Genomic DNA, 21,809 nt, shown 5'->3' with positions numbered 1-21,809 from the left:
CGGCAGGCTTTCCTTCGAAGAGAACGCCTGTTCGAGCTACTCATTGTACTCGTAGTGGCGGGAAGCGCACTTGTCCACGTTGGTAGAGTGAGCGCCGACCAAGCCGGCGATGCCACGAAATTGCCGCCGCATGTTGAAGATCTTCGGGATGTCATCCTGACCGCTGCGCGGTCGGGAAATATCGATGAACTGAAGACGGCATTCGAAGTCAGCGGATTTGTTCCTGACCTTGGCATCGAGCCGTCTGCCGATCCTATCAAGGCACTCAAGGAGCACTCGGAAGATCATCAGGGCCGGGAAATTCTCGCAGCTCTCGTCGAGGCATTGGATATGCCGCCTGTCGCCCTCCCCCTCGGCAACGACATCGAGAATAATCTGATCTACGTCTGGCCGTATCTCGCCGAGCGTCCGCTCGACAAGCTCACGCCAGCCGAAGAGGTCGATCTCTACCGTCTTGTCACTCCGGCGAAGGCTCAGGAGATGCGGGAAAAGAAGCAGTGGCTCTGGTGGCGGCTCGTCATCGCCGCGGATGGAAGCTGGACCTCGTTCAAGAAGGGCAACTGAAACCCTCGCCGTTTAACCGCTCACGTCCGACTTGTATTACCAATTGCCGCACTGGGGTATTCAGCGACGGATCAATGGGTCTATTCCGCTTCTCATAAATTAGATGAAAATGCGGAGATTTGTTGATGAGGAGTATATCCTTTTTGGTTGCGGCGGTTTTGAGTTGCTCCATTGCAGGACAGGCTTTTGCCTTTCATCCCTCTGAAGAGACCTACGGATACGTTGCACCCAAAAAGCTCGATCGCAAGCAACGCGAGAGCGCCCAGGAAATGGGGCAGCAGCTTTTCAGTATGGGCTGGGATTGGGGTCAGCCTCAATCCAATCGATCAGCCGATGAGGATGCTCGCAATGGTCCGGCCGGACGTGGCCCCGGTTCCCTCACCGGCGGTGGACAGCCACGCATCGCCGCAATCACGCCCCCCAAGGTTCACTTTCAAAGCAGTTATGAGCCCGGCTCGATCGTGATCGATACCGCCGGACGACGTCTCTATTATGTGCTCTCTTCTTCGGCGGCTTATAGCTATCCGATCGCGGTCGGGAAGCAGGGCTTTGCATGGACCGGCACGGAGAAGATCACGAGAAAGGCCGCGTGGCCCGATTGGATCCCGCCTGCCGAGATGCGTGCCCGGAGGCCTGAACTTCCCGTGCGAATGGAAGGCGGCATTCGCAATCCGCTCGGCGCGATGGCGCTTTATCTCGGCAACACGCTCTACCGCATCCACGGCACGAACGAAGCTTCCTCAATCGGAACTGCGTCATCGTCGGGCTGCATTCGGATGACGAACGGCCACGTCATGCATCTGGCGACGCTTGCCGATGTCGGCACGACCGTTCACGTGCTGAAGCGGCTGCCGCCGGACCTGTCGCGCGTTGCGAAAACCGGCAGCGAAGGCTGACCGCTGACCGGCAACACACTCAGGCCTCAGCCGGCGTAGCCCTCGAGAAAACCGACGGGCTCTCCGCCGGCCGGGCCGATGATCTCACCTTCCCACATGACTTTCCGGCCGCGGACGAACGTCCCGACCGGCCAGCCTTTGACTTTCACGCCATCGTAAGGCGTCCAGGCGGCGCGGCTTTCGATCCAGCTGTTGGTGATCGTTTCGGTTCGATGCAGATCGACGACGGTCAAGTCGGCGTCATAGCCAACGGCAATGCGTCCTTTCGAGCGAATTCCGAAAAGTCGTTGCGGGCCATGGCTCGTCAGATCGACGAGACGCTGCAAGGACAGCCGTCCAGCGTTGACGTGGTCGAGCATGATTGGAACGAGGGTTTGGACGCCTGTCATTCCGGAATGCGTGTCGGGATAGACGTGATCCTTTTCTTCCCGCGTATGCGGCGCGTGATCGGACCCCAGAATATCGACGACGCCCGATTGAAGCGCGGCCCAAATCGCGGCGCGGTGACGGGCATCGCGAATGGGCGGGTTCATCTGCACATAGGTACCCAGGCGCTCATAGGCTTCCGGACCGGCGAGGGTCAGATGATGTGGCGTCACCTCAACGGATGCATAGGCTTTATGATCCCGCAGGAACTCCATCTCTTCGGCGGTCGAAACGTGGAGCACGTGGACGCGCTTGCCGTGCTTTTCGGCCATCCCGACAAGCCGCTTCGTCGCGATGAGGGCCGCTTCGGGGTCCCGCCATTCGGGATGTGAAGACGGATCGCCCTTTCGCCGTAAATGCATCCGCGACTTCAGCCGCGCTTCGTCTTCGGCATGGAAGGAAGCCCGGCGGGATATCTTGGCAATGATCCGGTCGAGCGTAACGCCGTCGTCGACGAGGAGATCGCCGGTCGAAGAGCCCATGAACACTTTGATGCCCGCCGAGCCTTCGAGTTTTTCGAGGGCCGGAATATCGGATACGTTTTCTCGCGTCCCACCGACAAAGAAGGCGAAATCGCTGAACATCCGGTGCCGGGCGCGGCGGACCTTATCGGCGAGGGTTTCCGCGCTCGTCGTGAGAGGCTTCGTGTTCGGCATCTCGAAAACCGCCGTTACACCGCCTGCGACGGCCGCGCGGCTGCCCGTCTCGAGGTCTTCCTTGTGCTCAAGGCCGGGTTCACGGAAATGCACTTGTGTGTCGATAACGCCCGGTAGAATGTGGAGCCCTTCCGCCTCAATGATCTCAGGCGCAGTGACGGAGCCGAGATCGCCAACGGCGGCGATCCTACCGCCCCGGATTGCGATATCGCGAACCCCTTCCCCATCATGATTGACGACTGTCGCGCCTCGAATAACGACGTCGAACGTCTCAACCATCTTGCGGTGCTCCTTAGGCTTGCATACGAGAAAAACCCCGCATACGTAACTCTTCCCCCATTTGCAACCGAGGCGTGAATTTCATGTCTGCCGCAAAGATAGCGCGACTTGCAGATCGCGGAGTCGTCAGCGTGACCGGCCGGGACAGTGAAAAGCTGTTGCAAGGCCTGGTGACCAATGACGTTGAAGGCCTTCGCGACGGCGAGGCACGTCACGCGGCGCTACTTTCGCCGCAGGGCAAAATACTCTTCGACTTTTTTATCGTTCGCCGTGGCGATGGTTTCCTGCTCGATGTTCTTCGCTCGAGCGCGGGCGATCTGGTGAAGCGGCTCACGCTCTATAAGCTTCGCGCTGATGTCATCATTTCGGATGTTTCGGACTCGTTTCGAATCTTCGCCGTGTGGGGCGACGGGGTGGACGCATTACCTGTGGATAGGGCCATGCGTTTTTCGGACCCCAGGCATTCCTCACTCGGGACACGGCTGCTGCTCGATAGCCAATCGGGCGACGATTCTTTCGCCGACGCGGATAACCAAAATCGCCTCCGCGAGTACGACGCGCTTCGCGTTTCACTCGGCGTGCCTGAGGGTGGCCGCGACTATAAATTCGGTGACACCTATCCTCATGAAGCCGACTTCGATCTCCTCAATGGGGTGTCATTCTCGAAAGGCTGCTACGTCGGTCAGGAGATCGTGGCGCGAATGCAAAACAAGACTGTCGTTCGAAAGCGCGCCGTAAAAATTTCGAGCTCAGCTCCTCTCGCCTCAAACGAAGATGTGCTTCTCGGAGATGTTTCGATCGGACGCGTCGGGACAGTCGACGGAAGCGCTGCCATCGCGATGCTTCGCCTCGATCGCGCGCTCGAGGCGAAGGAGAAAAACCAGACGCTCGCAGCAGGCGGCGTCGCAATCACCGTCGACGATGTCATCCTCAAGAGTTACGCCGCATCTGCAGCTGCGCGCGCCTCGACGGCTCTACCGTCGTCATGATCACATCAAGAGAGATCGAACGTTGCCCGTGGGCAGGTCGCGATGCCGACTACATCCGCTACCACGATGAAGAGTGGGGCGTGCCGATGACGGACGATAGCGCGCTCTTCGAGAAGTTGATGCTCGAAGGATTCCAAGCCGGCCTCTCGTGGATCACAATCCTTCGCAAGCGCGAAAATTTTCGAAAGGCCTTCCATAATTTCGATGCCGCGCGTATCGCGAGATACTCGGAGCGCGACATCGACCGCCTAGTCAAGAACGAGGGCATCATCCGCAACCGTGCTAAGATCGAAGCGACAATCTCGAACGCAAAAGTCTTTCTTGAAATTCGCGGGAGGATGCCGTTTTCTCAATATATATGGGGCTTTGTTGATGGACGCCCTATAGTCAACGCGCTTACGTCCACGAAAGAGATCAAGCCCGAGACTGACGTTTCTAAGAGAATGAGCAAAGCTCTCAAGGCCGATGGGTTTCGTTTTGTCGGATCGACGACGCTCTACGCATTCATGCAATCGACGGGCATGGTCAACGATCACCTCGTCACGTGCTTTAGGCACGCGCCATGTGCGAAACTTCAAAAGAAGCTGAAGATCGCCGGACTATGAATCCATCACACACAAAGATGCCGAGAGCTTGGCAGCGGATGCTGTCGGGGCGACGGCTCGATCTACTCTCACCCGAGCCTCGCGACATCGAGATCGAGGATATCGCTCATGGGCTCGCGCGCGTCGCGCGATGGAACGGACAGACGAAGGGCGACTACGCATTCTCCGTCGCGCAACATTGCGTCGTCGTCACCGATATCGTCGAAGCGCTATGGCCCAGTTCGACGGTCAATGAGCGCCTCGCGGCGTTGCTGCATGATGCGCCAGAATACGTCATCGGCGATCTGATCAGCCCCTTCAAAACTGCGATCGGTCTCGACTACAAGGCGTTCGAACTCAAGTTGCTCGAAGCGATCCATCAGCGGTTCGATGTTGGGCGATTAAGTGTCGCTGCGGCGGCAGCGATCAAAGATGCCGACACAATCGCGGCCTATTATGAGGCGACGCTGCTTGCGGGTTTCGGAACGAGCGAGGCTGAAGAATTTTTCGGAATTCCACAGGTGCCGGCGGAACTTCACAGCGCCTTAATGGTTTTAAAACCGTTTCCGGCAAAAGACGCCCAAAGGCAGTTTCTTTTGCGGTTTGGAAGTTTGTCACCACACTGACAATTTGGCGATTTTGGGGCTAATTCGCGGTTTTCATTTAGAAGATCTATCTGAAATTCGCCATTATCGCCCTCTAGCTCGCCTCATGGGGAGCACGGGGAAGACACACATGAACATGGAACTTTCTGGCAGGAGAAAACCGACGCCTGAAAAGTCTCAACTCGCACCGGAAGACGACCACGAGTTGGAGCCTTCTCTTGGCATCGGACTAAATGCGGCGATCGTCGCCGTATCCGATAACGAACCAGTCGCACTTGTCGTCCGGGGCGAACCGGACAGTATTGGTGCAACAGACGTATTGCCGTTCGGGCCTTTTAATCCGCGCGAGCACAGAACATTGGAGAGCGGCTTACGAGCCTGGGTTCAGAACCAGACCGGTTTGGACCTCGGCTATGCCGAGCAACTTTATACATTTGCTGATCGTGGCCGCCACGCTGACGCAGGCGTTGCCACTCCTAATATTGTTTCGATCGGTTATCTTGCATTGACGCAGGCTGTCGGACACCATGGATTAACCAATGGTCTCTGGCGGAGTTGGTACCAGTATTTTCCCTGGGAAGACTGGCGTCGCGGGCGGCCTGAAATCATCGCCCGGGACATTGAACCTCGTCTCAAGGCATGGGCTGACAAGCCTACGCCCCTGACGAGCACCCAACCGTCGATCGCACGTGGCGATCGCGCACGTATCTGCTTTGGCCTCGATGGCACTGCCTGGGACGAAGAGAAGGTTCTCGAGCGTTTCGAGCTTCTCTACGAAGCGGGTCTTGCCGACGAAGCCGTTCGGGACGGAAAGCCCGGCGCCGCAGAATGGACCGACAGGCCCAAACTCGGTTTGCCGATGCAGTCCGATCACCGGCGGATACTGGCGACCGCCATCAGCCGTACGCGAGCCAAGATCAAATACCGGCCCGTGGTCTTCGAATTGATGCCCGACGAGTTCACGCTCTACGAGCTTCAGAAGACTGTCGAAGCCATTCTTGGTCCGCATCTCCATAAACAAAACTTCCGCCGGCTTGTAGAAGGTGCGGGCCTTGTCGAGCCGACTGGAGAAGTCAAAACGCGAACGGGTGGACGACCGGCGAAACTTTTCCGTTTCCGCCGTGAGGTCCTTCTAGAGCGTCCGGCACCTGGCGTCAGGGTGTCGGCGCCTCCGAGCCGAAGCTAATCGGCATCGTCTAAATTCCAGGGCGGGAACCTCCGCCCTGGAAATTTGTTCGCGCATCTATTATCTTAAACACGTTCAGGAATGCTCGAATTGAGCATTGCGAAGATGGTGTGAGCGGCAGGTCTGCCGGCGAATTTCACATCCTGAATATGCTCGATTAGAGCATATATGGAGGGCGACTACAATGACTGCCTTGGTTTCAAGTTTTGCGACGCCGGTTAGCCCCCGGACGGCCGCCAAGACGCCCCCTGCTTTCGCATGGTCGCCGGCGCTCGAGGCGGAGATGGCTCCTCTTTATGCACGCGTGAAGCATATCATCACGCCCATGGAGTGGCCGCACTATGCGCCGCTCATCAAGTCGATCAACGCGCTCAAGGCACAGCGCAACGCCGTCATCCTCGCGCACAATTACATGACGCCGGAAATCTTCCATTGCGTGGCAGACTTCCGCGGAGACTCGCTGCAGCTCGCCAAGGAAGCTGCGCGAACCAACGCCCGGGTCATCGTGCAGGCCGGCGTGCACTTCATGGCCGAGACTTCAAAACTGCTCTCGCCCGAAAAAACCGTTCTCATCCCGGACATGCGCGCGGGCTGTTCCCTCGCATCTTCGATCATACCCGAGGACGTTCGCATGCTTCGCGAGGCGTATCCCGGCGTGCCGATCGTCACCTACGTGAACACTTCGGCGGCGGTGAAGGCCGAATGCGATATCACCTGCACGTCCTCCAACGCCGTTCAGGTCGTCGAAAGCCTCGGCGTGCCCCGCGTTCTTTGCATACCTGATCAGTATTTGGCGAAGTGGGTCCAATCGCAAACGAAGGTTGAAGTCATCGCTTGGAAGGGCGCGTGCGAAGTGCACGAGCGCTTCACGGGCGAAGAGCTTCGCGCCATGCGCGCCGACGAGCCCGGCCTCAAGATCATCGCGCATCCCGAATGCCCACCGGACGTGATCGCGGCGGCGGACTTCACGGGCTCAACGTCCGGCATGATTCATTGGGTGAAAGAGAAGCGCCCGGCAAAAGTTATGCTCGTCACCGAATGCTCGATGGCGTCCAACGTCGCCGTTGAGGTCCCGGACGTCGAGTTCATCCGGCCGTGCAATCTCTGCCCGCACATGAAGCGCATCAGCCTTGAGAATATCTACGAGAGCCTCGTGCATATGCAGTACGAGGTTACCGTCGATCCGGATGTTGCCGAACGCGCGCGTCGCGCGGTCGAACGCATGGTCAACCTGACCAACTAACTCTTCGGGACCACCTGCCCGGGGAGGGCAATCTCATGGCTGCATCGACGAAGCGTCGCTCTGCTACAAAGTTCAATGGCTTTACGGGTGAGCCCGGCCCCGGCGACGTCGTGATCATCGGCGCCGGACTCGCGGGACTTTTCACGGCGTTGAAGCTTGCGCCGCTTCCGGTAACGGTCATCGCGGCAGCGCCACTCGGCGAAGGCGCATCGAGCATGTGGGCGCAGGGTGGCATCGCGGCTGCGGTCGGCGAAGGCGATAGCACGGCGAAGCATGCCGCCGACACGATCGAAGCGGGTGCGGGCATCGTCGATCCGGAAGTCGCACGACTGGTTGCCGAGGAAGGCCCAGATCGTATCCGCGATCTTCTCGCCTATGGCGTGCCGTTCGACCGCGATCTCGAAGGTCACTATATTCTTTCGAAGGAAGCTGCTCATTCCGAAAAGCGGGTCGTCCGCGTTTCGGGCGACAAGGCGGGCGCTGCGATCATGCAGGCGCTCATCGCCGCCGTGCGCGCGACGCCGTCGATACGCGTGCTTGAAGGATACGAGGCCGACGATCTCATTGTCGCAAACGATCGCGTCGAAGGCGTCCGGTTGATCCGCCCGACGGCTCTCGGCAATGGACGCTACGCGTTCGTTCCGGCTTCAGCGGTCGTTGTCGCGACGGGCGGCGTCGGAGCGTTGTTCGCGCTGACGACCAATCCGTCCTACGCAAAAGGCGAGGCTCTCGCCATGGCTGCGCGCGCGGGCGCGGTGATCGCGGACCCGGAGTTCGTGCAATTTCATCCGACGGCCATTGATGCGGGCATTGATCCCGCGCCGCTCGCGACGGAAGCGCTCCGGGGCGAAGGCGCGACGCTCGTCAACTCGGACGGCGAACGTTTCATGCTGGCCATCGATCCACGCGGCGAACTTGCACCACGCGACGTCGTTGCGCGCGGCGTTTACAACGAGCTCAACGCGGGACGCGGCGTCTTTCTCGATTGCCGCACGGCGATCGCCGACTTTGAAAAGGAATACCCGACCGTCTGGGGCCACTGTCAGCGCGCCGGTATCGATCCTTCGAAGGATCTGATCCCCGTTGCACCCGCCGAGCACTATCACATGGGCGGGATCGCGGCCGATCGGAACGGGCGCACGAGTCTCACGGGGCTTTGGGCCGTCGGCGAAGTTGCTTCGACCGGGCTTCACGGCGCCAATCGGCTAGCGTCGAATTCGCTGCTCGAGGCCGTCGTGTTCGGTGCGCGCGTCGCGAACGATATTCGCGGGCTGCTTCCTCATGATCGCGTCGGGCACTTCGTCGTACCGCACCGCATTCCGGGCAGCGGCCGCGCTGCCGATACGGCTTCGCGACGGGAGGCGATGGATACGCTGCGGGCGATCATGACGAAGTATGTCGGCGTTCAGCGCTCCGGAAAAGGCTTGGAGACCGCCCTTTCCGAACTCCAGGTGCTGAGTGCGGCCGTTTTGAATGATCGCGTTCTGTCGAACATGCTTCTTGCCGCTCAGTTGATTACGGCAGCAGCGCTGCTGCGCAAGGAAAGCCGGGGCGGCCACTACCGCACAGATTATCCGAAAGCCAATCCCGCGCTTCAAAAGCGGACGTTCATCACGCTGGCCGACCTCGAAGCGATTAGCGACAAGCAAAAAAAAACTCACTGCGAACCACCGGCGCTGGCACCATGCGGGACATGACGGCAGCTCCCGCCCTCTTCGCGACGCTCCCTCACAATCTTGTTCTGACCGCGGTTCGAAACGCGCTTGAAGAAGATCTTGGGCTCTCGGGCGACATCACCACCGATGCGACGGTTGCTACGGACGCGCGCTCGGACGCTTTGCTCGCGGCGCGGAAGCCCGGCATCGTGTCCGGTCTCGCGTTGGCGGAGGCCGCATTCCGCGAGCTTGACCCGACGTGCGTTTTCACGATCCTGATCGAGGACGGAAGCGCTGTGTCGGCCGGCGATACGATCGCGCGCATTTCCGGAACGTCTCGCGCCATTCTTTCCGCAGAGCGCGTCGCCTTGAACTTCATGGGCCGTATGTGCGGCATCGCGACCTTGGCTCGCCGTTATGTCGATGCCGTCGAGGGCACGGGCGCTCAAATCGTCGATACGCGCAAGACGACACCCGGATTGAGAGCGTTCGAGAAATACGCTGTCCGCTGCGGCGGCGGTCACAATCACCGGTTCGGGTTGTTCGACGCCATTCTCATCAAGGACAATCATATCGTTGCCGCGGGCGGCATCGAAGCTGCGATCAAAGCCGCGAAGGCGACTGCCGGGCACATGACGAAAATCGAGGTCGAGGTCGATACGCTCGATCAATTGGAAGTCGTCATGCGGGAAAACGTCGACTGCGTGCTTCTCGACAATATGGGGCCTGCCGAATTGCGAAAAGCCGTGGCCATTGTCGGCGGGCGCTGTCTAACGGAAGCGTCGGGCGGCGTTAACCTCGATACCGTCCGGGAGATCGCTCAGACCGGCGTCAACATGATCTCGGTCGGCGCGTTGACGCATTCGGCGCCCGTTCTTGATCTCGGGCTGGATTTTGTTGCCGGCGGGTAGACTTCCGCCGCCAGAGCTTGAATTCGCCACACTGACTGAGCATTTGGCAAGTCGCGTCCTGGCAGTTCGCGTCAGCCAGCATGTGCTAGGATAGGAGCGTCCGGTTGGACATGGAGGGAAATTCCATGGCGATGCAGTGGATCGTGCTTTGGGGCGGGATCGCAATCGCGGCTTCAGTTCTCGCGGGCGTTTTTGCCGGCATCAAAAATCGTGACCTCTCCTACTGGATCGGGTGGAGCTTCATCTTCCCGCCGGCCGTCGTTTGGTTGCTGTTCCTTCCGAAGTACAAAGGTCCGCGGCCGCGCCAGCCGCGCCTCGATGAGATCGACCGGCGCGAGAACGGTCCTTACTAGGAAGCTTTCTGCTCGCGGCGTCTTCGGCGGATCGTCGCTTGCGCCGCAGAGAGACGCGCGATCGGCACGCGATAGGGCGAGCAAGAAACGTAGTCGAGATCTGCCGTCTCGAAGAAGCCAATCGATTTCGGATCGCCACCGTGCTCACCGCAGATGCCCGTCTTGAGGTCGGGCTTTACGGAGCGGCCCCGTTCGACGCCGATCTTGACGAGTTCGCCGACACCCGCCTGATCGATCGACACGAACGGATCCGTCGCGATCACCTCGTGCTCGAGGTAGTTCGACAGTATCGGCGCCGCGTCATCGCGCGAGAGCCCGAGCACCGTTTGCGTCATATCGTTCGTTCCGAACGAGAAGAAGTCGGCGCCTAGCGGGCCCGCCGCGATGTCGGCTGCGCGGAGCGCGGCTCGCGGCAGCTCGATCATCGTGCCGATGTCATAGGGAATTGTAACGCCGGTCTCGGCCGCGACGGCTTTTGCCGTTTCGGCGATCACCTCGCGCAAGATATCGAACTCGCGCCGGTAGGCGATGAACGGGATCATGACCTCCGGCCGTACCGCCTCGCCGGTTTTCTTCTGAGCATTAACGGCCGCCTCGAAGATCGCGCGCGTTTGCATGCGCGTGATCTCGGGAAATTTGATGCCGAGGCGGCAGCCGCGAAAGCCGAGCATCGGATTGAATTCTTCGAGTTCGGCGACGCGCGCCTTGAGGCGCATGAGGTCCATGCCGAGGGCGGCTGCGACTTGCGCCGCCTCGCGATCCTCGTGGGGCAAGAATTCGTGAAGCGGCGGATCGAGCAACCGGATCGTCACCGGCAGTCCAGCCATGATCTCGAACAGCTCTTCGAAGTCGGCGCGCTGGACAGGCAGAAGTTTATCGAGAGCTTGCTGGCGCCCTTCCTCGTCTTCCGCGCAAATCATTTCACGAACCGCGAGAATGCGCTTTTCCTCGAAGAACATGTGCTCGGTGCGGCATAGGCCGATGCCTTCCGCGCCGAACGATCGCGCCTGGCGGGCATCGCGCGGCGTGTCGGCGTTCGTTCTCACCTTCATGCGGCGCGTGCTGTCAGCCCATTCCATGATCGTCGCGAATGTGCCGGAAAGCTGGGGCGGCAGCATCTTGGCCTTGCCCGCATAGACGCGGCCCGAGCTGCCATCGATCGAGACGATATCGCCGGATTTGAATGTGCGCGCGCCCGCCCGCATGATGCCGACGTTGGCGTCAATCCGCAGCGTTCCGGCGCCCGACACACAGGGGCGCCCCATGCCGCGCGCGACGACGGCGGCGTGGCTGGTCATTCCGCCCCGCGCCGTTAAAATGCCGACGGCCGCGTGCATGCCGTGGACATCCTCGGGGCTCGTTTCGGAACGGACGAGGATGACATCGCGGCCCTTGGCCTTCAGCGCTTCCGCCATTTCCGAATGGAACACGATCTCGCCCGAAGCAGCCCCAGGCGACGCTGGCAGCCCTTTGGCGATGAGGTCGTGTTCGGCTACGGGGTCGATCGCCGGATGCAGAAGCTGGTCGAGCTGCGAGGGCTCAATTCTCAGGATCGCTTCGTCCTGAGTGATCAGGCCCTCGGCTGCAAGGTCGACCGCGATCCTGAGCGCTGCCTCCGTGGTGCGCTTGCCGGAGCGCGTCTGCAGAATCCAAAGCTTGCCGAGCTGAATGGTGAACTCGACGTCCTGCATGTCGCGATAGTGCTGCTCGAGGCGATCGAAGATCTTTCGCAGCTCCTCGAACACGTCCGGCATGGCGGCTTCGAGCGAGGTCTCCTGCGTGTTGGTTGTGCTCTTCTTTGTCAGCGCGTGCGGCGTCCGGATACCGGCCACGACATCCTCGCCCTGCGCGTTCGGCAGATATTCGCCGAAGATTTCTTTCTCGCCGTTCGACGGGTTGCGCGTAAATGCGACTCCGGTCGCGGAGTTGTCGCCGAGGTTGCCGAAGACCATTGCTTGAACGGTTACGGCTGTTCCCCAGTCATCGGGAATATCGTGCAGCCGGCGATAGGTCTCGGCGCGCGGATTATGCCAGGAGTCAAAAACTGCCGCGATCGCGCCCCACAGCTGCTCGCTCGTATCTTGCGGAAACGGTGCGCCATGTTCGCGCTCGATCGCGGCTTTATAATCCGCGATGATTTCGTGCCACGCTTCGGCGTCGAGGTCCGTATCGGCCGCGAAGCCGTTGAGGTTTTTGAAATTCTCGAGAATGTCCTCGAACGCACCGTGATCGACGCCGAGCACAACATCGCCGTACATCTGGATGAAGCGGCGATAGCTATCGAACGCAAAGCGCGGATCGCCCGTCAGCGCGGCCAAGCCCTCGACAGTCTTGTCATTGAGACCGAGGTTCAGGATCGTGTCCATCATGCCCGGCATCGAAGCGCGCGAGCCCGATCGAACCGAAACGAGCAGCGGACGCTTTTCGTCGCCGAATTTTGCCGAAACCGTATTGCCTATGGCTTCGAGCGCTTGCATCACCTCGCCCTTCAGGGCCTCAGGCAGCTCGGAGCCCGCAGCAAAGAAGGCTTTGCAAACTTCTGTCGTGATCGTGAAGCCCGGCGGTACCGGCAGAGCGAGGGACGCCATCTCAGCAAGGTTGGCCCCCTTTCCGCCCAGGAGTTCGGCCATGCGGGCGCTGCCCTCGGCATTGCCGGGCACGAACGCATAAACCCATTTCTTTTTGCCGTCGGCGTTCGGCTGTGCCATCAGACCTCCATGCGGTCTTCATGCCGCCCATCATTCTCGTCAGGAGTGACCGGCGCAGGGAGAGGTGCCATAGCAAATGAGACCGGGTATTCCTAGCTTAGGTGCCCAGTTCCCCCGCCGCAGGCCAACAAGTTGGAAAGTCTAGCACGATGAGCACGCTTGAAACCGTTCTCGATACCCTCGGCCAGTCGAAATCGGCCGGCCTCGATCGCTTATTCGAGCTTTTGCGCATCGATAGCGTCTCGACCGACCCGGCCTACAAGGCAAGCTGCGTTAAAGCCGCCGAATGGTGCGCGGCGACGCTCAAGGACATCGGCTTTGCCGAGGCGAAGGTTGTGCCCACAAGCGGACACCCGATGGTGGTCGCCCACGACCGGCTCAATCGCGATCCGAATATGCCGCATGTCCTCTTCTACGGCCATTATGACGTTCAGCCGCCCGATCCGCTCGAATTGTGGAAGTCGCCGCCGTTCGAGCCGCGCATTACCAACGAGCCGGGCAACGGCGACGTGATCGTCGCCCGCGGAGCCGAAGACAACAAAGGTCAGCTGATGACCTTTTTCGAGGCGGCCAGGGCCTGGAAGAAAGTTGCGGGCGATCTGCCGATCGCCGTTTCTGTGCTGATCGAGGGCGAAGAAGAGTGCGGGTCGCCATCTCTGCCGGATTTCCTCGCCGCGTACGGAGACGAGCTCAAGGCCGATCTCGTGCTCGTTTGCGATACCGGACAATGGGATAAGGACACGCCCGCCATCACGACGATGCTGCGCGGCCTCGTGGGTGACGAACTCGTCATCACGGGTCCATCCCGCGACCTCCATTCAGGTATCTACGGCGGTCCCGTCGCAAACCCCATTCGCGTTCTCTCGAAGGTCATGGCTGCGCTCCACGACGACAGCGGCAAGGTGGCTGTTCCGGGCTTCTACGACGGGGTCAAGGAGCCGACGGCGGAACAGCTCGCGCAATGGCAATCGCTGAACGTCAGGGCGGAAACATTTTTGGGATCGGTCGGACTCAAAGTTCCCGCCGGTGAAGAAGGCCGCTCCGTCATCGAGCAACTCTGGTCGCGGCCAACGCTCGAATTCAATGGTGTGACAGCCGGCTATCAGGGCGTCGGATCGAAAACGGTGATCCCAGCGAAAGCGTCAGTGAAGATTACGTGCCGCTTGGTTACGGGACAGGATCCCGAACACGTCATGAAGTCCATCCGTGATTACGTCGCGACGCTCATTCCCGCGGATTGCAAGGCGACCTGGCTCGGCCATCACGGTTCGGGCGCGATCATGTTCGACACCAGCGATCCGTCGATGCGTGCTGCTGCGCAGGCGCTCGAAGAGGAATGGGGAAAGCCTGCCGTGCTGATGGGAAGCGGCGCGTCCATTCCTATCGTCTCGTCTTTCCGGGACGCGCTCGGCATGGACAGCCTGCTGATCGGTTTCGGCCTCGACGACGATCGCATTCATTCACCCAACGAAAAATATAATATCCGGAGCTTCGAGAAGGGCGCTCGCAGCTGGGCGCGCATTCTTGCGGCGCTCGCAAAGCAATCGGCATAGGCTGAAGCGCCGTTCACCTTGGCGCGTTCTGAAACGCAAAACATCGAGACGATGAAATGCTGAGACCGCACCTCTTCCTCACGATCCTGGTCTTTGCGCTCCTCGGATTCTACATCGCGCATTTCGTCGCCGGCCAGCGGACGGCGTTGTCGCCCGAAACCATCCCGAGCGGCAGCGGAACAGGTGCGAGCAGCGGCTCGAGCGGTTCATACAAACGCGCGGATAATTATGATTACGGCTCGCGATCGAACCGCGGCGGTTACGGCGAAGACGAGCCAGGCAAGTTCGATTACTATGCCCTCGTCCTTTCTTGGAGCCCGACATACTGCTCCGATCAGGGTCGCGATGACGACACGCAATGCAATCGTCGCGACGGACGCCGGTATTCGTTCGTTCTGCATGGCTTATGGCCGCAATACGAAAGCGGTTATCCGTCGGATTGCCGATTGTCGCGACGCCCTTTCGTGCCTGAGCCCGTGATCTCCAGCATGCTCGACATCATGCCGAGCCGGGGCCTTGTCATTCACGAGTACAAGACGCACGGGACGTGCTCGGGGATGGATCCCGCGCAATACTTCGCGACGGCCCATCGACTGTTTGACGGCATCAACATTCCCGACCGGTTTCGCAATCCGTTCGAGTCTCAGATCGTGTCGGCGGCGGACGTCGAGCGGGAGTTCTTGCGGGCCAATCCGCAGTTTCGGCCGGATATGATCGCGGTCGTTTGCGGCGGCGCGGGCGGAAGCCTCCGAGAGGTTCGGCTTTGCCTATCAAAAGACGGCAAGCCTCGCTCGTGCGGCCAGAATGAAACGCGGCGCAGGCTCTGCACGGCCAATCAGGTTTTCATTCCACCGTCGCGTTCCACGAAGGACAACAACACGTGGGGACAATCGGGGGGAAGCGGACAATCGGGATCGGCGAACAGCAGTCCTGCCGCAACGGATCGATCATCTCCGCTTCCCGGGCCGCGCATGGATTACGATTACGGCCGTCGCGCCCAGTAGTCAGGAACCGGATTGTAACGGTTTCGATTGCCCCGGCGACGGAGCTTAGCGTGTAGCTCTAGGCAACGCGCCTGGCGCGCTCGGGCCGCCATGACCGCGGCGCGTCAGCAATCCAGCCGACGCTGCGGCGTTGCGTGAAGCCCTCCAGCGCCATCGGATTGAGGCTCCAACCGGCGGCGACGGCGAACACGTTCTCTTCGGTTGGATGTAGCAACAGCTGTCCGCCGAGATCGCCGTGGCGCTCTGCGATCCCACGGACCTCGACATAGGACAGCCCCAGCCGCCGCTCCTCGGAGGTCGGCTTACCAGAGTCCCAGACGTTGCCTCCCTCACCTATCGCGAAGGCTCTCTTGGGACGCCCCTTATCGACGCGCGCCCACGCGTAGAAATCGATGATCGGGAAGGACGCAAAGTACTGCACACTCCGAAACTGCTTTCCGAGGTGCTTTAGCAGCGGCGTCGTCTTGTCGATGAATGGGGATCCGGCCGGTAATGGCAGGGATTCCCCGGCGACGATCGTCCAGCCCCGGATGGGTGGCGAAATGAAAAGCAGGCCGTCTGACACTTCGGGATCGTAAATCGCGCCGATGCCTGAATCCCAATTCGCCAGACGCAGGCCGGTCAATCCCAGCGCCGCAGCCACGGCTTCGCTGTCTTCGGTTTGGATCGCAAGCCAAGCCATGTCCCGGCCAAATGCCCGCGGCTGGTCGGGTGCGTTCGCCAGCCGGACATGGTGCGTCAGGAAACGCGGCACCAGGACCTTGCCGGCGATCACCGTAGTCAGGATTACGAGCGCGAAGACCGATATGAGCACGGGTTGAGCCGCAAGATGACCAGAAGACCTCGCTTCAATCTCTGGCCTGAGTTGCGCAATTTCTCAAGTAATGCCGTCAAGCCCGTTGGTGAAAAGTGGTGGGCTTCGAGTGATGCCCGCCGACACGCGTTCCGCGAGCCGGCCGCCGGGCATGAAGCTTTGAGTGATGCCCGCCGACACGCGTTCCGCGAGCCGGCCGCCGGGCATGAAGCTTTGAGTGATGCCCGCCGACACGCGTTCCGCGAGCCGGCCGCCGGGCATGCATTTGGCTTTCGGATCGCAGACGCACGCAATAAAAAACCGGGGCCCGCACAGGCCCCGGTCCAATACTACGACGGGATAGATCGTGTCGGTTATGGAAGGTTCACGCCAGCCGAGAACACGAACCGAGCATCGGCATAGCCATTTTGGTCATCCTGCTTGCTGATGGTCGTATCCCAGTAGCGGAAGTCCATGAAGTACTTGTCTACGGTGAGCTTCACGCCAGCGTTCCAGTAGGTGTAGGAGTCTGTGCCGCGATTGATTTGCGTATCGTCGCAATGATCGCTCGGGCACAATGCATCGAACGTACCCGCTCGCTCAGCATGAGTATAACCGATCGCGCCGCTGATCGTCGGTGTAAATATCCCGAAGGCAGGAAGCGTGTAAGCCGCGTCGAATTCTCCCGTTTCCGTTACCGGCGAGGCGAACCCGACATCGGGCGTTGCGTATCCAACGGCGGTCAGGCTCAGGTTCGTAATGGGAGTGATCGTCGCCGCAATTTTGAACTCGACATAGTCCGTGCCTGCGTTCGTCGGATTGATTGTCGAGGCCTGGTGGCTCGGGTTCGTGTAGTACAACACGCCCAAATCCCAGCTGATTGGCCCCGTTACAGGCCGGACACCAGCATAAACGTCCAATTCCCACGGATCGCCGAGACCATCGTTGACGTTCGATCCCCAGAAATCGAGGTACCATGTGAGGCTGGGTGTACCGTAAGTAAACTCGATGAAAGGCTGGAAAGCCGGATCGTTATTCGTGAGCGAAATACCACGGAAGATATAGTCGCTCACGCCCGTAATGGTGATCGTGTAGCCGAACTTCCGCTCACCGTCCGCCGCATCGTCAGCAAGTGCAGCCGAAGACATGCCGATCGCTGCAATCGCGGCGAAACCGGCAGCCCCCAAAAAACCTTTTATATTCTTCATAAGACAAACCCCCGTCCCAGCTCTGCGGCTCGCGACGCCCGCTTTATGCGGACACCGCGACTCTCTCAACCGCTCTGGAGTAAGGAAATCTTTTTCGCGCAAACCATACAAGTCATTATGCGTCGCAGATTATGACTTACCCTGACGATGTCACCCCCCAGCAACTGTGCTCCGATTCGAAGCCGCCACAGCATATGTATGCCTTGAATTTATGCAGAAAATCCGTGTCCGGATCATCTGCAGATTCCAAAAATGCCGAAAAGAACGCCATTCAGCCTATGGGAATCTCGCCGGTAGGCTCGGCTGACAACCTCTTGTCGCGCTCTGAAGCCCACTGTGCTCAATAGGACACTAATTCCACTACCGATTCTCGAAACAGTGATCATGAAGCAAACTCAGAACGAAACTCCCACTGCTCTCATTACCGGCGCAGCACGCCGTATCGGCCGGGCGCTTGCGCTCGATCTCGCGAGCGACGGCTGGACCGTTGCCATCCACTATCGAAAATCGGACGACGAAGCCGAGGGTCTCGTCCGTGAAATCGTGGACAGGGGTGGTCGCGCAAAATCCTTCCGCGCCGATCTCGCCGACGCCGATGCACCCCGCCGATTGATGGCCGACGTCGTACGTGATCTTGCCCCGCCGACAGTCCTCATCAACAACGCTTCGGAATTTCTGCCCGACACAATCCAGAGTCTTGAGGATGCCACCTGGGATCTTCATCTCGGCATCAATCTCAAGGCGCCGATGTTCCTCGCTCAGGCTATGGCCGCGAGCCTGCCGGCGGGTTGCGAGGGCAACATCATCAACATCATCGATCAGCGCGTTTGGAATCTGACGCCGGAATTCTTCTCGTATACGATTTCGAAAGCCGGGCTTTGGACGGCGACGCGAACCCTCGCCCAAGCTCTCGCGCCGCGCATTCGCGTCAACGCCATCGGTCCCGGCCCCGTGATGCGCAGCATCCATCAGACCGACGATGACTTCATTCGCGAAAGCCAGTCGACGCTGCTCAAGCGCGGCGCATCCGCCGAAGAAATCGCGGCAACAGTGCGGTTTATTCTCGCCACGCCTTCATTGACGGGCCAGATGATCGCGCTCGATGGGGGACAACATTTAACGTAACCAACCACCGCGACGGCTCGCCTCTGCCGCAATCTGACCGCGCATCGTTCTCATTACGGCCCAATTGGTCCGCGACTCTCGATTCGGGACCCGGATGGGGGTTTATCAACTTTTTATTAACGTTAAGCGCTTACGAACCTTAATGGTTTGTTGGGCGCCTTTACGGGGGTGCCGCGTGTTCAAAGGTGTATCCATGATTGGCCGTGTTCGAGCGCCGTTGGCGTTCGTCATCGCAGCAACCGCGCCTTTGGTTGCTATGTCTCTGCCGGCTCAGGCAGCGGATCTTCCTCAGGTTAAACTCAGCGCTAAGAACAGGGTTCCTGCGTGTGCCACGCCGGGACGGCTTATGGGCTTTCTCGAAAGCCGCAACCCTGGCATCGATCCGCGCTTTGAAAAAATTGCTGCCGACTACATGCGCGTCGGCAACGAGCTCAAGATTCGCTGGGACATTGCCTTCTTTCAGATGATGCTCGAGACGGGCAATCTGACCTTCAAAGGCGACGTCTCCGCCAGGCAGAACAACTTTGCCGGCATGGGCGCAACGGGCAACCATGTTTCCGGCGAAAGCTTTCCGGACGTCAGCACCGGCGTCAAAGCCCATCTCCAGCATCTCTTGCTCTATTCCGGTGAGCATCTCGACAATCCCGTCGCCGAGCGCACGCGCAAGGTCCAGGAATGGGGCGTGCTGACGGATTGGCAGAAATCTCTCAACGGCCCGATCGACTATACGCAGCTTGCCAAGCAGTGGGCTCCGACGTCCCGCCATTACGCACGGGACATCGCGGGTCTCGCGGAAGCGTTCTACGGGAGCCCGTGCAAGGGTTCCGATCCGAAGCCTGAGCTTATGGCTTGGGCCAAAACGGGCAGCGTACCGGCAAAGGCTGACGCGGACGATCAAACTTCGCCGATCCAAACGGCTTCGACGGAAGACCCGGCCAAACCGAGCGCCAAACTTTCCGGCGCCGATCTCGCCCGGCGCGCTGTCGAAGAAGCTCGCAAATCCGGATCTTTCGTGCGTTCGGGTCTCGGAGCTGAATCGCTCATTCCGGCAGCTGATACTGCGCCCGTCGTCGGCGAACCCGCGGTGGCGGACCAGGCACCGACGTCCTTCAAAATCATCAATGCGTCCGCACCGTCGGACGATGCTTCGGCGTCGGCCGGCACAGCATCCGGCGCAACCGCGGAGACGCGCGGCCCGGCAGATCAAGCTCCGGTCGAAGCTCCCGGGAAGAAGACTTCAACCAAGAAGATCCAGACCGCAGCTTTGGGCGCCGGAACGAAGGCTTCCGTCACGTCGGGCGTCGCCACGAAGTCGGCAATCATAGTGCCACCTGCAGGCGCAAAATCGAACTGCAAAGTCTGGACGGCGAGCTACGGCGGTGGTCATTCCGTCATCATCCGCGCGCGCGCCGATCATCAGGACAATTACACGGTCCTCGATGTCAACGAGGGTTCCGAAAAACGTGAAGCGGAAGCTTATATCGCCGCCTACGCCAAAGGTGGCGAGACCGTCGGGGAATTCTCCAATCCATCGCAAGCCCTCGATAAGGCTTTCGAACTCTGCCCGGACAACTGAGTAACGTCGTGAGGGCAGCATTCATGGCGACAGAGTCGCTTGTATCCCGGAGTCTGACTGTCGTCGCCTTGTCGTCTGCGTTGTTTGCGATTGCGGCCAATGTCGCGCTCGCTGCGCCGCCGATCAGGACGGGCGCCGGCAACCAAGTTCCCGCCTGCGTCACGCCTGAACGGCTCATGGCGTTTCTGGGCGAGCGAAATCCCAACATCGACCCGCGCTTCCGCGAAATTGCGCACTGGTACAAGTACTACGGCGAAGGTTGGCGCGTGCGTTGGGATTACGCGTTCTTCCAAATGGCGATCGAGACGAACTACCTGAAGTTCCGTCGCGAAGACGGGAAGCGCGGCGACGTTTGGGAAACCCAGAATAACTTCGCCGGAATCGGCGCGACCGGCGGTGGCGTTCGCGGCGAGCAATTTCCCAGCGTTCAGACCGGCGTGCATGCCCAAATCCAACACCTTGTCGCCTATTCGGGTGAGCGCCTTGCGGCTCCAGTCGCCAAGCGCACACGTGAGAACCAGGAAGACATCGCCGCGCAATCGAAGCGACTCGGACGGCCCGTGACGTTCGGCGATCTCGCGCGTCGTTGGGCAGCCGACCGCGCTTATGGCAAATCGATCGACTTCATCGCCGGTCTTTATCAAAAGCGCTATTGCGATCCGTCGGCGCGTTCCGCCGAAAGCGCCGACGTTCCGGCTCCGCTGCCGATGCGAAACGAATGGCGCGCTCCGTTCCGTGCGCCTTCTGGTCTCGGCGGTCCGAAGCCCGATGATGTGTCGGCTGCTCCTGCGCCTGCTGCCGTCAAGGCGCCTTCGGCGACCGGCGTTCCACATAAAGCTACGACGCCGAATGCCGGAAAGCAGTCGTCGAAGGCAAAACCGAAGTCGTCTGTGGCTTCCAAATCCCCTTCGAACGCGAAACCCGTTCGAGCGAAGCACGAGACGAGCAAGAAGAACGTCGCCAGTGATGCGACACCGAAAGTCACCGACGCTTCATGGGCAGGCACGACCATCGTCGAGCGGCAATTGCCTGTTCAAGGCAGCTACGCGAGCGAGAGCACCGGTGAGGCGCAAGCGGCCGAACCCGCCGTGCAACAAACCGCGGCATCATCCGGCTTCTTTTCGATGCCGTGGCTTCCGACGTTTAAAATTGCACCAACAGAGCCCTCGCGCCTCGGCGGTCCGCTTCCCGCGGAGCTTGGCGCGGCCGCAAAAGCTGCGCAGTCGGCACCTTCAGGCCCATGCAAAGTGCTTTCCGCGAGCTACGGCGGCACCAAGACGTTGTTGCTCCGTTCGTATTCGGGCGAGGAAACGCAATACACCGCGCTGACGATTATCGATGGGTTCGAAAAGTCGATGTTCGATGCTTATGCGCGAACCGAAGCCGCCGGGGCCGAAGTCATCGGCGAATATGAGACGCAGGATGCGGCTCTCACTGACGCCAAATTCAATTGCTTGGGCGACTGAAGCGTAAAATTCCATCTGACGTTTCGAGC

The 21,809-nt window shown here is 60.1% G+C and carries 20 protein-coding genes; 15 read left to right on the top strand and 5 right to left on the bottom strand.

Features of this window, described 5'->3' with window-relative positions:
* Positions 1–87: 87 nt before the first annotated feature.
* Together G359_RS07185 and G359_RS07180 are read left to right on the top strand one after the other, a co-directional pair.
* On the top strand, positions 88–564 hold the full coding sequence (locus G359_RS07185) for a hypothetical protein (RefSeq protein WP_245279954.1): 477 nt from the start codon (positions 88–90) through the stop codon (positions 562–564).
* A 125-nt stretch (positions 565–689) separates the two neighbouring features.
* Entirely contained in the window at positions 690–1,460 is a 771-nt protein-coding gene (locus G359_RS07180) for a L,D-transpeptidase (RefSeq protein ID WP_045835560.1), read from the top strand.
* Positions 1,461–1,486: 26 nt separating this feature from the next.
* Here the strand turns inward: G359_RS07180 and G359_RS07175 are convergent, their stop codons facing one another.
* The gene (locus G359_RS07175; protein ID WP_045835559.1) at positions 1,487–2,821 is read right to left on the bottom strand and encodes a dihydroorotase; all 1,335 of its coding nucleotides are present in this window, start codon (positions 2,819–2,821) and stop codon (positions 1,487–1,489) included.
* 83 nt (positions 2,822–2,904) lie between these two features.
* Here G359_RS07175 and G359_RS07170 point away from each other — a divergent pair, with 83 nt between their 5' ends.
* The 8 genes from G359_RS07170 (at position 2,905) to G359_RS07135 (ending at position 10,347) form a co-directional block, all read left to right on the top strand.
* Positions 2,905–3,810: a CAF17-like 4Fe-4S cluster assembly/insertion protein YgfZ gene (locus tag G359_RS07170; RefSeq protein WP_045835558.1), complete on the top strand. Its 906-nt coding sequence runs from the start codon at positions 2,905–2,907 to the stop codon at positions 3,808–3,810.
* Positions 3,807–4,415, top strand: coding sequence for a DNA-3-methyladenine glycosylase I (locus tag G359_RS07165; protein ID WP_045835557.1), 609 nt, complete (start codon positions 3,807–3,809; stop codon positions 4,413–4,415). The genes G359_RS07170 and G359_RS07165 overlap by 4 nt, the downstream gene beginning before the upstream one ends.
* Positions 4,412–5,020, top strand: a complete 609-nt coding sequence (locus tag G359_RS07160) for an HD domain-containing protein (protein ID WP_045835556.1) — start codon at positions 4,412–4,414, stop codon at positions 5,018–5,020. Before G359_RS07165 ends, G359_RS07160 begins: the two co-directional genes overlap by 4 nt.
* A 109-nt stretch (positions 5,021–5,129) precedes the next feature.
* Complete coding sequence (locus G359_RS07155) at positions 5,130–6,185, top strand: NUDIX hydrolase (protein WP_045835555.1); 1,056 nt, start codon at positions 5,130–5,132, stop codon at positions 6,183–6,185.
* A 184-nt stretch (positions 6,186–6,369) separates the two neighbouring features.
* Positions 6,370–7,428: a quinolinate synthase NadA gene (gene nadA / locus G359_RS07150; RefSeq protein WP_052699244.1), complete on the top strand. Its 1,059-nt coding sequence runs from the start codon at positions 6,370–6,372 to the stop codon at positions 7,426–7,428.
* 35 nt (positions 7,429–7,463) lie between these two features.
* Positions 7,464–9,125: an L-aspartate oxidase gene (locus G359_RS07145; protein ID WP_045835554.1), complete on the top strand. Its 1,662-nt coding sequence runs from the start codon at positions 7,464–7,466 to the stop codon at positions 9,123–9,125.
* Positions 9,113–9,994 carry a carboxylating nicotinate-nucleotide diphosphorylase gene (nadC, locus tag G359_RS07140; RefSeq protein WP_371199046.1) on the top strand — a complete coding sequence of 294 codons (882 nt, stop codon included), beginning with the start codon at positions 9,113–9,115 and terminating at the stop codon, positions 9,992–9,994. The genes G359_RS07145 and nadC overlap by 13 nt, the downstream gene beginning before the upstream one ends.
* A 125-nt stretch (positions 9,995–10,119) precedes the next feature.
* Positions 10,120–10,347, top strand: coding sequence for a hypothetical protein (locus G359_RS07135; RefSeq protein WP_045837768.1), 228 nt, complete (start codon positions 10,120–10,122; stop codon positions 10,345–10,347).
* On the opposite strand, the gene ppdK is transcribed toward G359_RS07135, so the two are convergent.
* On the bottom strand, positions 10,344–13,055 hold the full coding sequence (gene ppdK / locus G359_RS07130; RefSeq protein ID WP_045835553.1) for a pyruvate, phosphate dikinase: 2,712 nt from the start codon (positions 13,053–13,055) through the stop codon (positions 10,344–10,346). The genes G359_RS07135 and ppdK overlap by 4 nt on opposite strands.
* 149 nt (positions 13,056–13,204) lie before the next feature.
* Here ppdK and G359_RS07125 point away from each other — a divergent pair, with 149 nt between their 5' ends.
* A complete protein-coding gene (locus G359_RS07125; protein ID WP_045835552.1) occupies positions 13,205–14,608 on the top strand; it encodes a M20/M25/M40 family metallo-hydrolase in 1,404 nt (467 codons plus the stop codon).
* A gap of 56 nt (positions 14,609–14,664) precedes the next feature.
* A complete protein-coding gene (locus G359_RS07120; RefSeq protein WP_045835551.1) occupies positions 14,665–15,612 on the top strand; it encodes a ribonuclease T2 family protein in 948 nt (315 codons plus the stop codon).
* Between the two features lie 58 nt (positions 15,613–15,670).
* Here the strand turns inward: G359_RS07120 and G359_RS07115 are convergent, their stop codons facing one another.
* The 3 genes from G359_RS07115 to G359_RS07105 form a co-directional block, all read right to left on the bottom strand.
* The gene (locus G359_RS07115; protein WP_045835550.1) at positions 15,671–16,426 is read right to left on the bottom strand and encodes a hypothetical protein; all 756 of its coding nucleotides are present in this window, start codon (positions 16,424–16,426) and stop codon (positions 15,671–15,673) included.
* A 63-nt stretch (positions 16,427–16,489) separates the two neighbouring features.
* On the bottom strand, positions 16,490–16,687 hold the full coding sequence (locus tag G359_RS07110) for a hypothetical protein (RefSeq protein WP_045835549.1): 198 nt from the start codon (positions 16,685–16,687) through the stop codon (positions 16,490–16,492).
* Positions 16,688–16,779: 92 nt separating this feature from the next.
* Complete coding sequence (locus G359_RS07105) at positions 16,780–17,613, bottom strand: TorF family putative porin (protein WP_045835548.1); 834 nt, start codon at positions 17,611–17,613, stop codon at positions 16,780–16,782.
* Between the two features lie 384 nt (positions 17,614–17,997).
* On the opposite strand from G359_RS07105, the gene G359_RS07100 reads away from it, so the two are divergent.
* The 3 genes from G359_RS07100 to G359_RS19950 all read left to right on the top strand — a co-directional run bounded on the left by G359_RS07100 (position 17,998) and on the right by G359_RS19950 (position 21,780).
* The gene (locus tag G359_RS07100; RefSeq protein ID WP_045835547.1) at positions 17,998–18,738 is read left to right on the top strand and encodes an SDR family oxidoreductase; all 741 of its coding nucleotides are present in this window, start codon (positions 17,998–18,000) and stop codon (positions 18,736–18,738) included.
* Between the two features lie 193 nt (positions 18,739–18,931).
* Positions 18,932–20,314 (top strand): glucosaminidase domain-containing protein, encoded by a 1,383-nt coding sequence (locus G359_RS07095; RefSeq protein WP_045835546.1) that lies wholly within the window; start codon positions 18,932–18,934, stop codon positions 20,312–20,314.
* Positions 20,315–20,337: 23 nt separating this feature from the next.
* Positions 20,338–21,780 carry a glucosaminidase domain-containing protein gene (locus G359_RS19950; protein ID WP_082072855.1) on the top strand — a complete coding sequence of 481 codons (1,443 nt, stop codon included), beginning with the start codon at positions 20,338–20,340 and terminating at the stop codon, positions 21,778–21,780.
* Positions 21,781–21,809 lie beyond the last annotated feature (29 nt).

Source organism: Hyphomicrobium sp. 99, from assembly GCF_000384335.2.
Lineage (GTDB): Bacteria > Pseudomonadota > Alphaproteobacteria > Rhizobiales > Hyphomicrobiaceae > Hyphomicrobium_B.
This window is presented reverse-complemented; position numbering and strand designations above follow the sequence as displayed.

Excerpts from the sequence above, each read along its gene's own strand:
- G359_RS07180 (WP_045835560.1), top strand. The coding sequence starts at position 690 with ATGAGGAGTATATCCTTTTTGGTTGCGGCGGTTTTGAGTTGCTCCATT.
- G359_RS07175 (WP_045835559.1), bottom strand. The coding sequence starts at position 2,821 with ATGGTTGAGACGTTCGACGTCGTTATTCGAGGCGCGACAGTCGTCAAT.
- G359_RS07170 (WP_045835558.1), top strand. The coding sequence starts at position 2,905 with ATGTCTGCCGCAAAGATAGCGCGACTTGCAGATCGCGGAGTCGTCAGC.
- G359_RS07165 (WP_045835557.1), top strand. The coding sequence starts at position 3,807 with ATGATCACATCAAGAGAGATCGAACGTTGCCCGTGGGCAGGTCGCGAT.
- G359_RS07160 (WP_045835556.1), top strand. The coding sequence starts at position 4,412 with ATGAATCCATCACACACAAAGATGCCGAGAGCTTGGCAGCGGATGCTG.
- G359_RS07155 (WP_045835555.1), top strand. The coding sequence starts at position 5,130 with ATGAACATGGAACTTTCTGGCAGGAGAAAACCGACGCCTGAAAAGTCT.
- nadA (WP_052699244.1), top strand. The coding sequence starts at position 6,370 with ATGACTGCCTTGGTTTCAAGTTTTGCGACGCCGGTTAGCCCCCGGACG.
- G359_RS07145 (WP_045835554.1), top strand. The coding sequence starts at position 7,464 with ATGGCTGCATCGACGAAGCGTCGCTCTGCTACAAAGTTCAATGGCTTT.
- nadC (WP_371199046.1), top strand. The coding sequence starts at position 9,113 with ATGCGGGACATGACGGCAGCTCCCGCCCTCTTCGCGACGCTCCCTCAC.
- G359_RS07135 (WP_045837768.1), top strand. The coding sequence starts at position 10,120 with ATGGCGATGCAGTGGATCGTGCTTTGGGGCGGGATCGCAATCGCGGCT.
- ppdK (WP_045835553.1), bottom strand. The coding sequence starts at position 13,055 with ATGGCACAGCCGAACGCCGACGGCAAAAAGAAATGGGTTTATGCGTTC.
- G359_RS07125 (WP_045835552.1), top strand. The coding sequence starts at position 13,205 with ATGAGCACGCTTGAAACCGTTCTCGATACCCTCGGCCAGTCGAAATCG.
- G359_RS07120 (WP_045835551.1), top strand. The coding sequence starts at position 14,665 with ATGCTGAGACCGCACCTCTTCCTCACGATCCTGGTCTTTGCGCTCCTC.
- G359_RS07110 (WP_045835549.1), bottom strand. The coding sequence starts at position 16,687 with ATGCCCGGCGGCCGGCTCGCGGAACGCGTGTCGGCGGGCATCACTCAA.
- G359_RS07105 (WP_045835548.1), bottom strand. The coding sequence starts at position 17,613 with ATGAAGAATATAAAAGGTTTTTTGGGGGCTGCCGGTTTCGCCGCGATT.
- G359_RS07100 (WP_045835547.1), top strand. The coding sequence starts at position 17,998 with ATGAAGCAAACTCAGAACGAAACTCCCACTGCTCTCATTACCGGCGCA.
- G359_RS07095 (WP_045835546.1), top strand. The coding sequence starts at position 18,932 with ATGATTGGCCGTGTTCGAGCGCCGTTGGCGTTCGTCATCGCAGCAACC.
- G359_RS19950 (WP_082072855.1), top strand. The coding sequence starts at position 20,338 with ATGGCGACAGAGTCGCTTGTATCCCGGAGTCTGACTGTCGTCGCCTTG.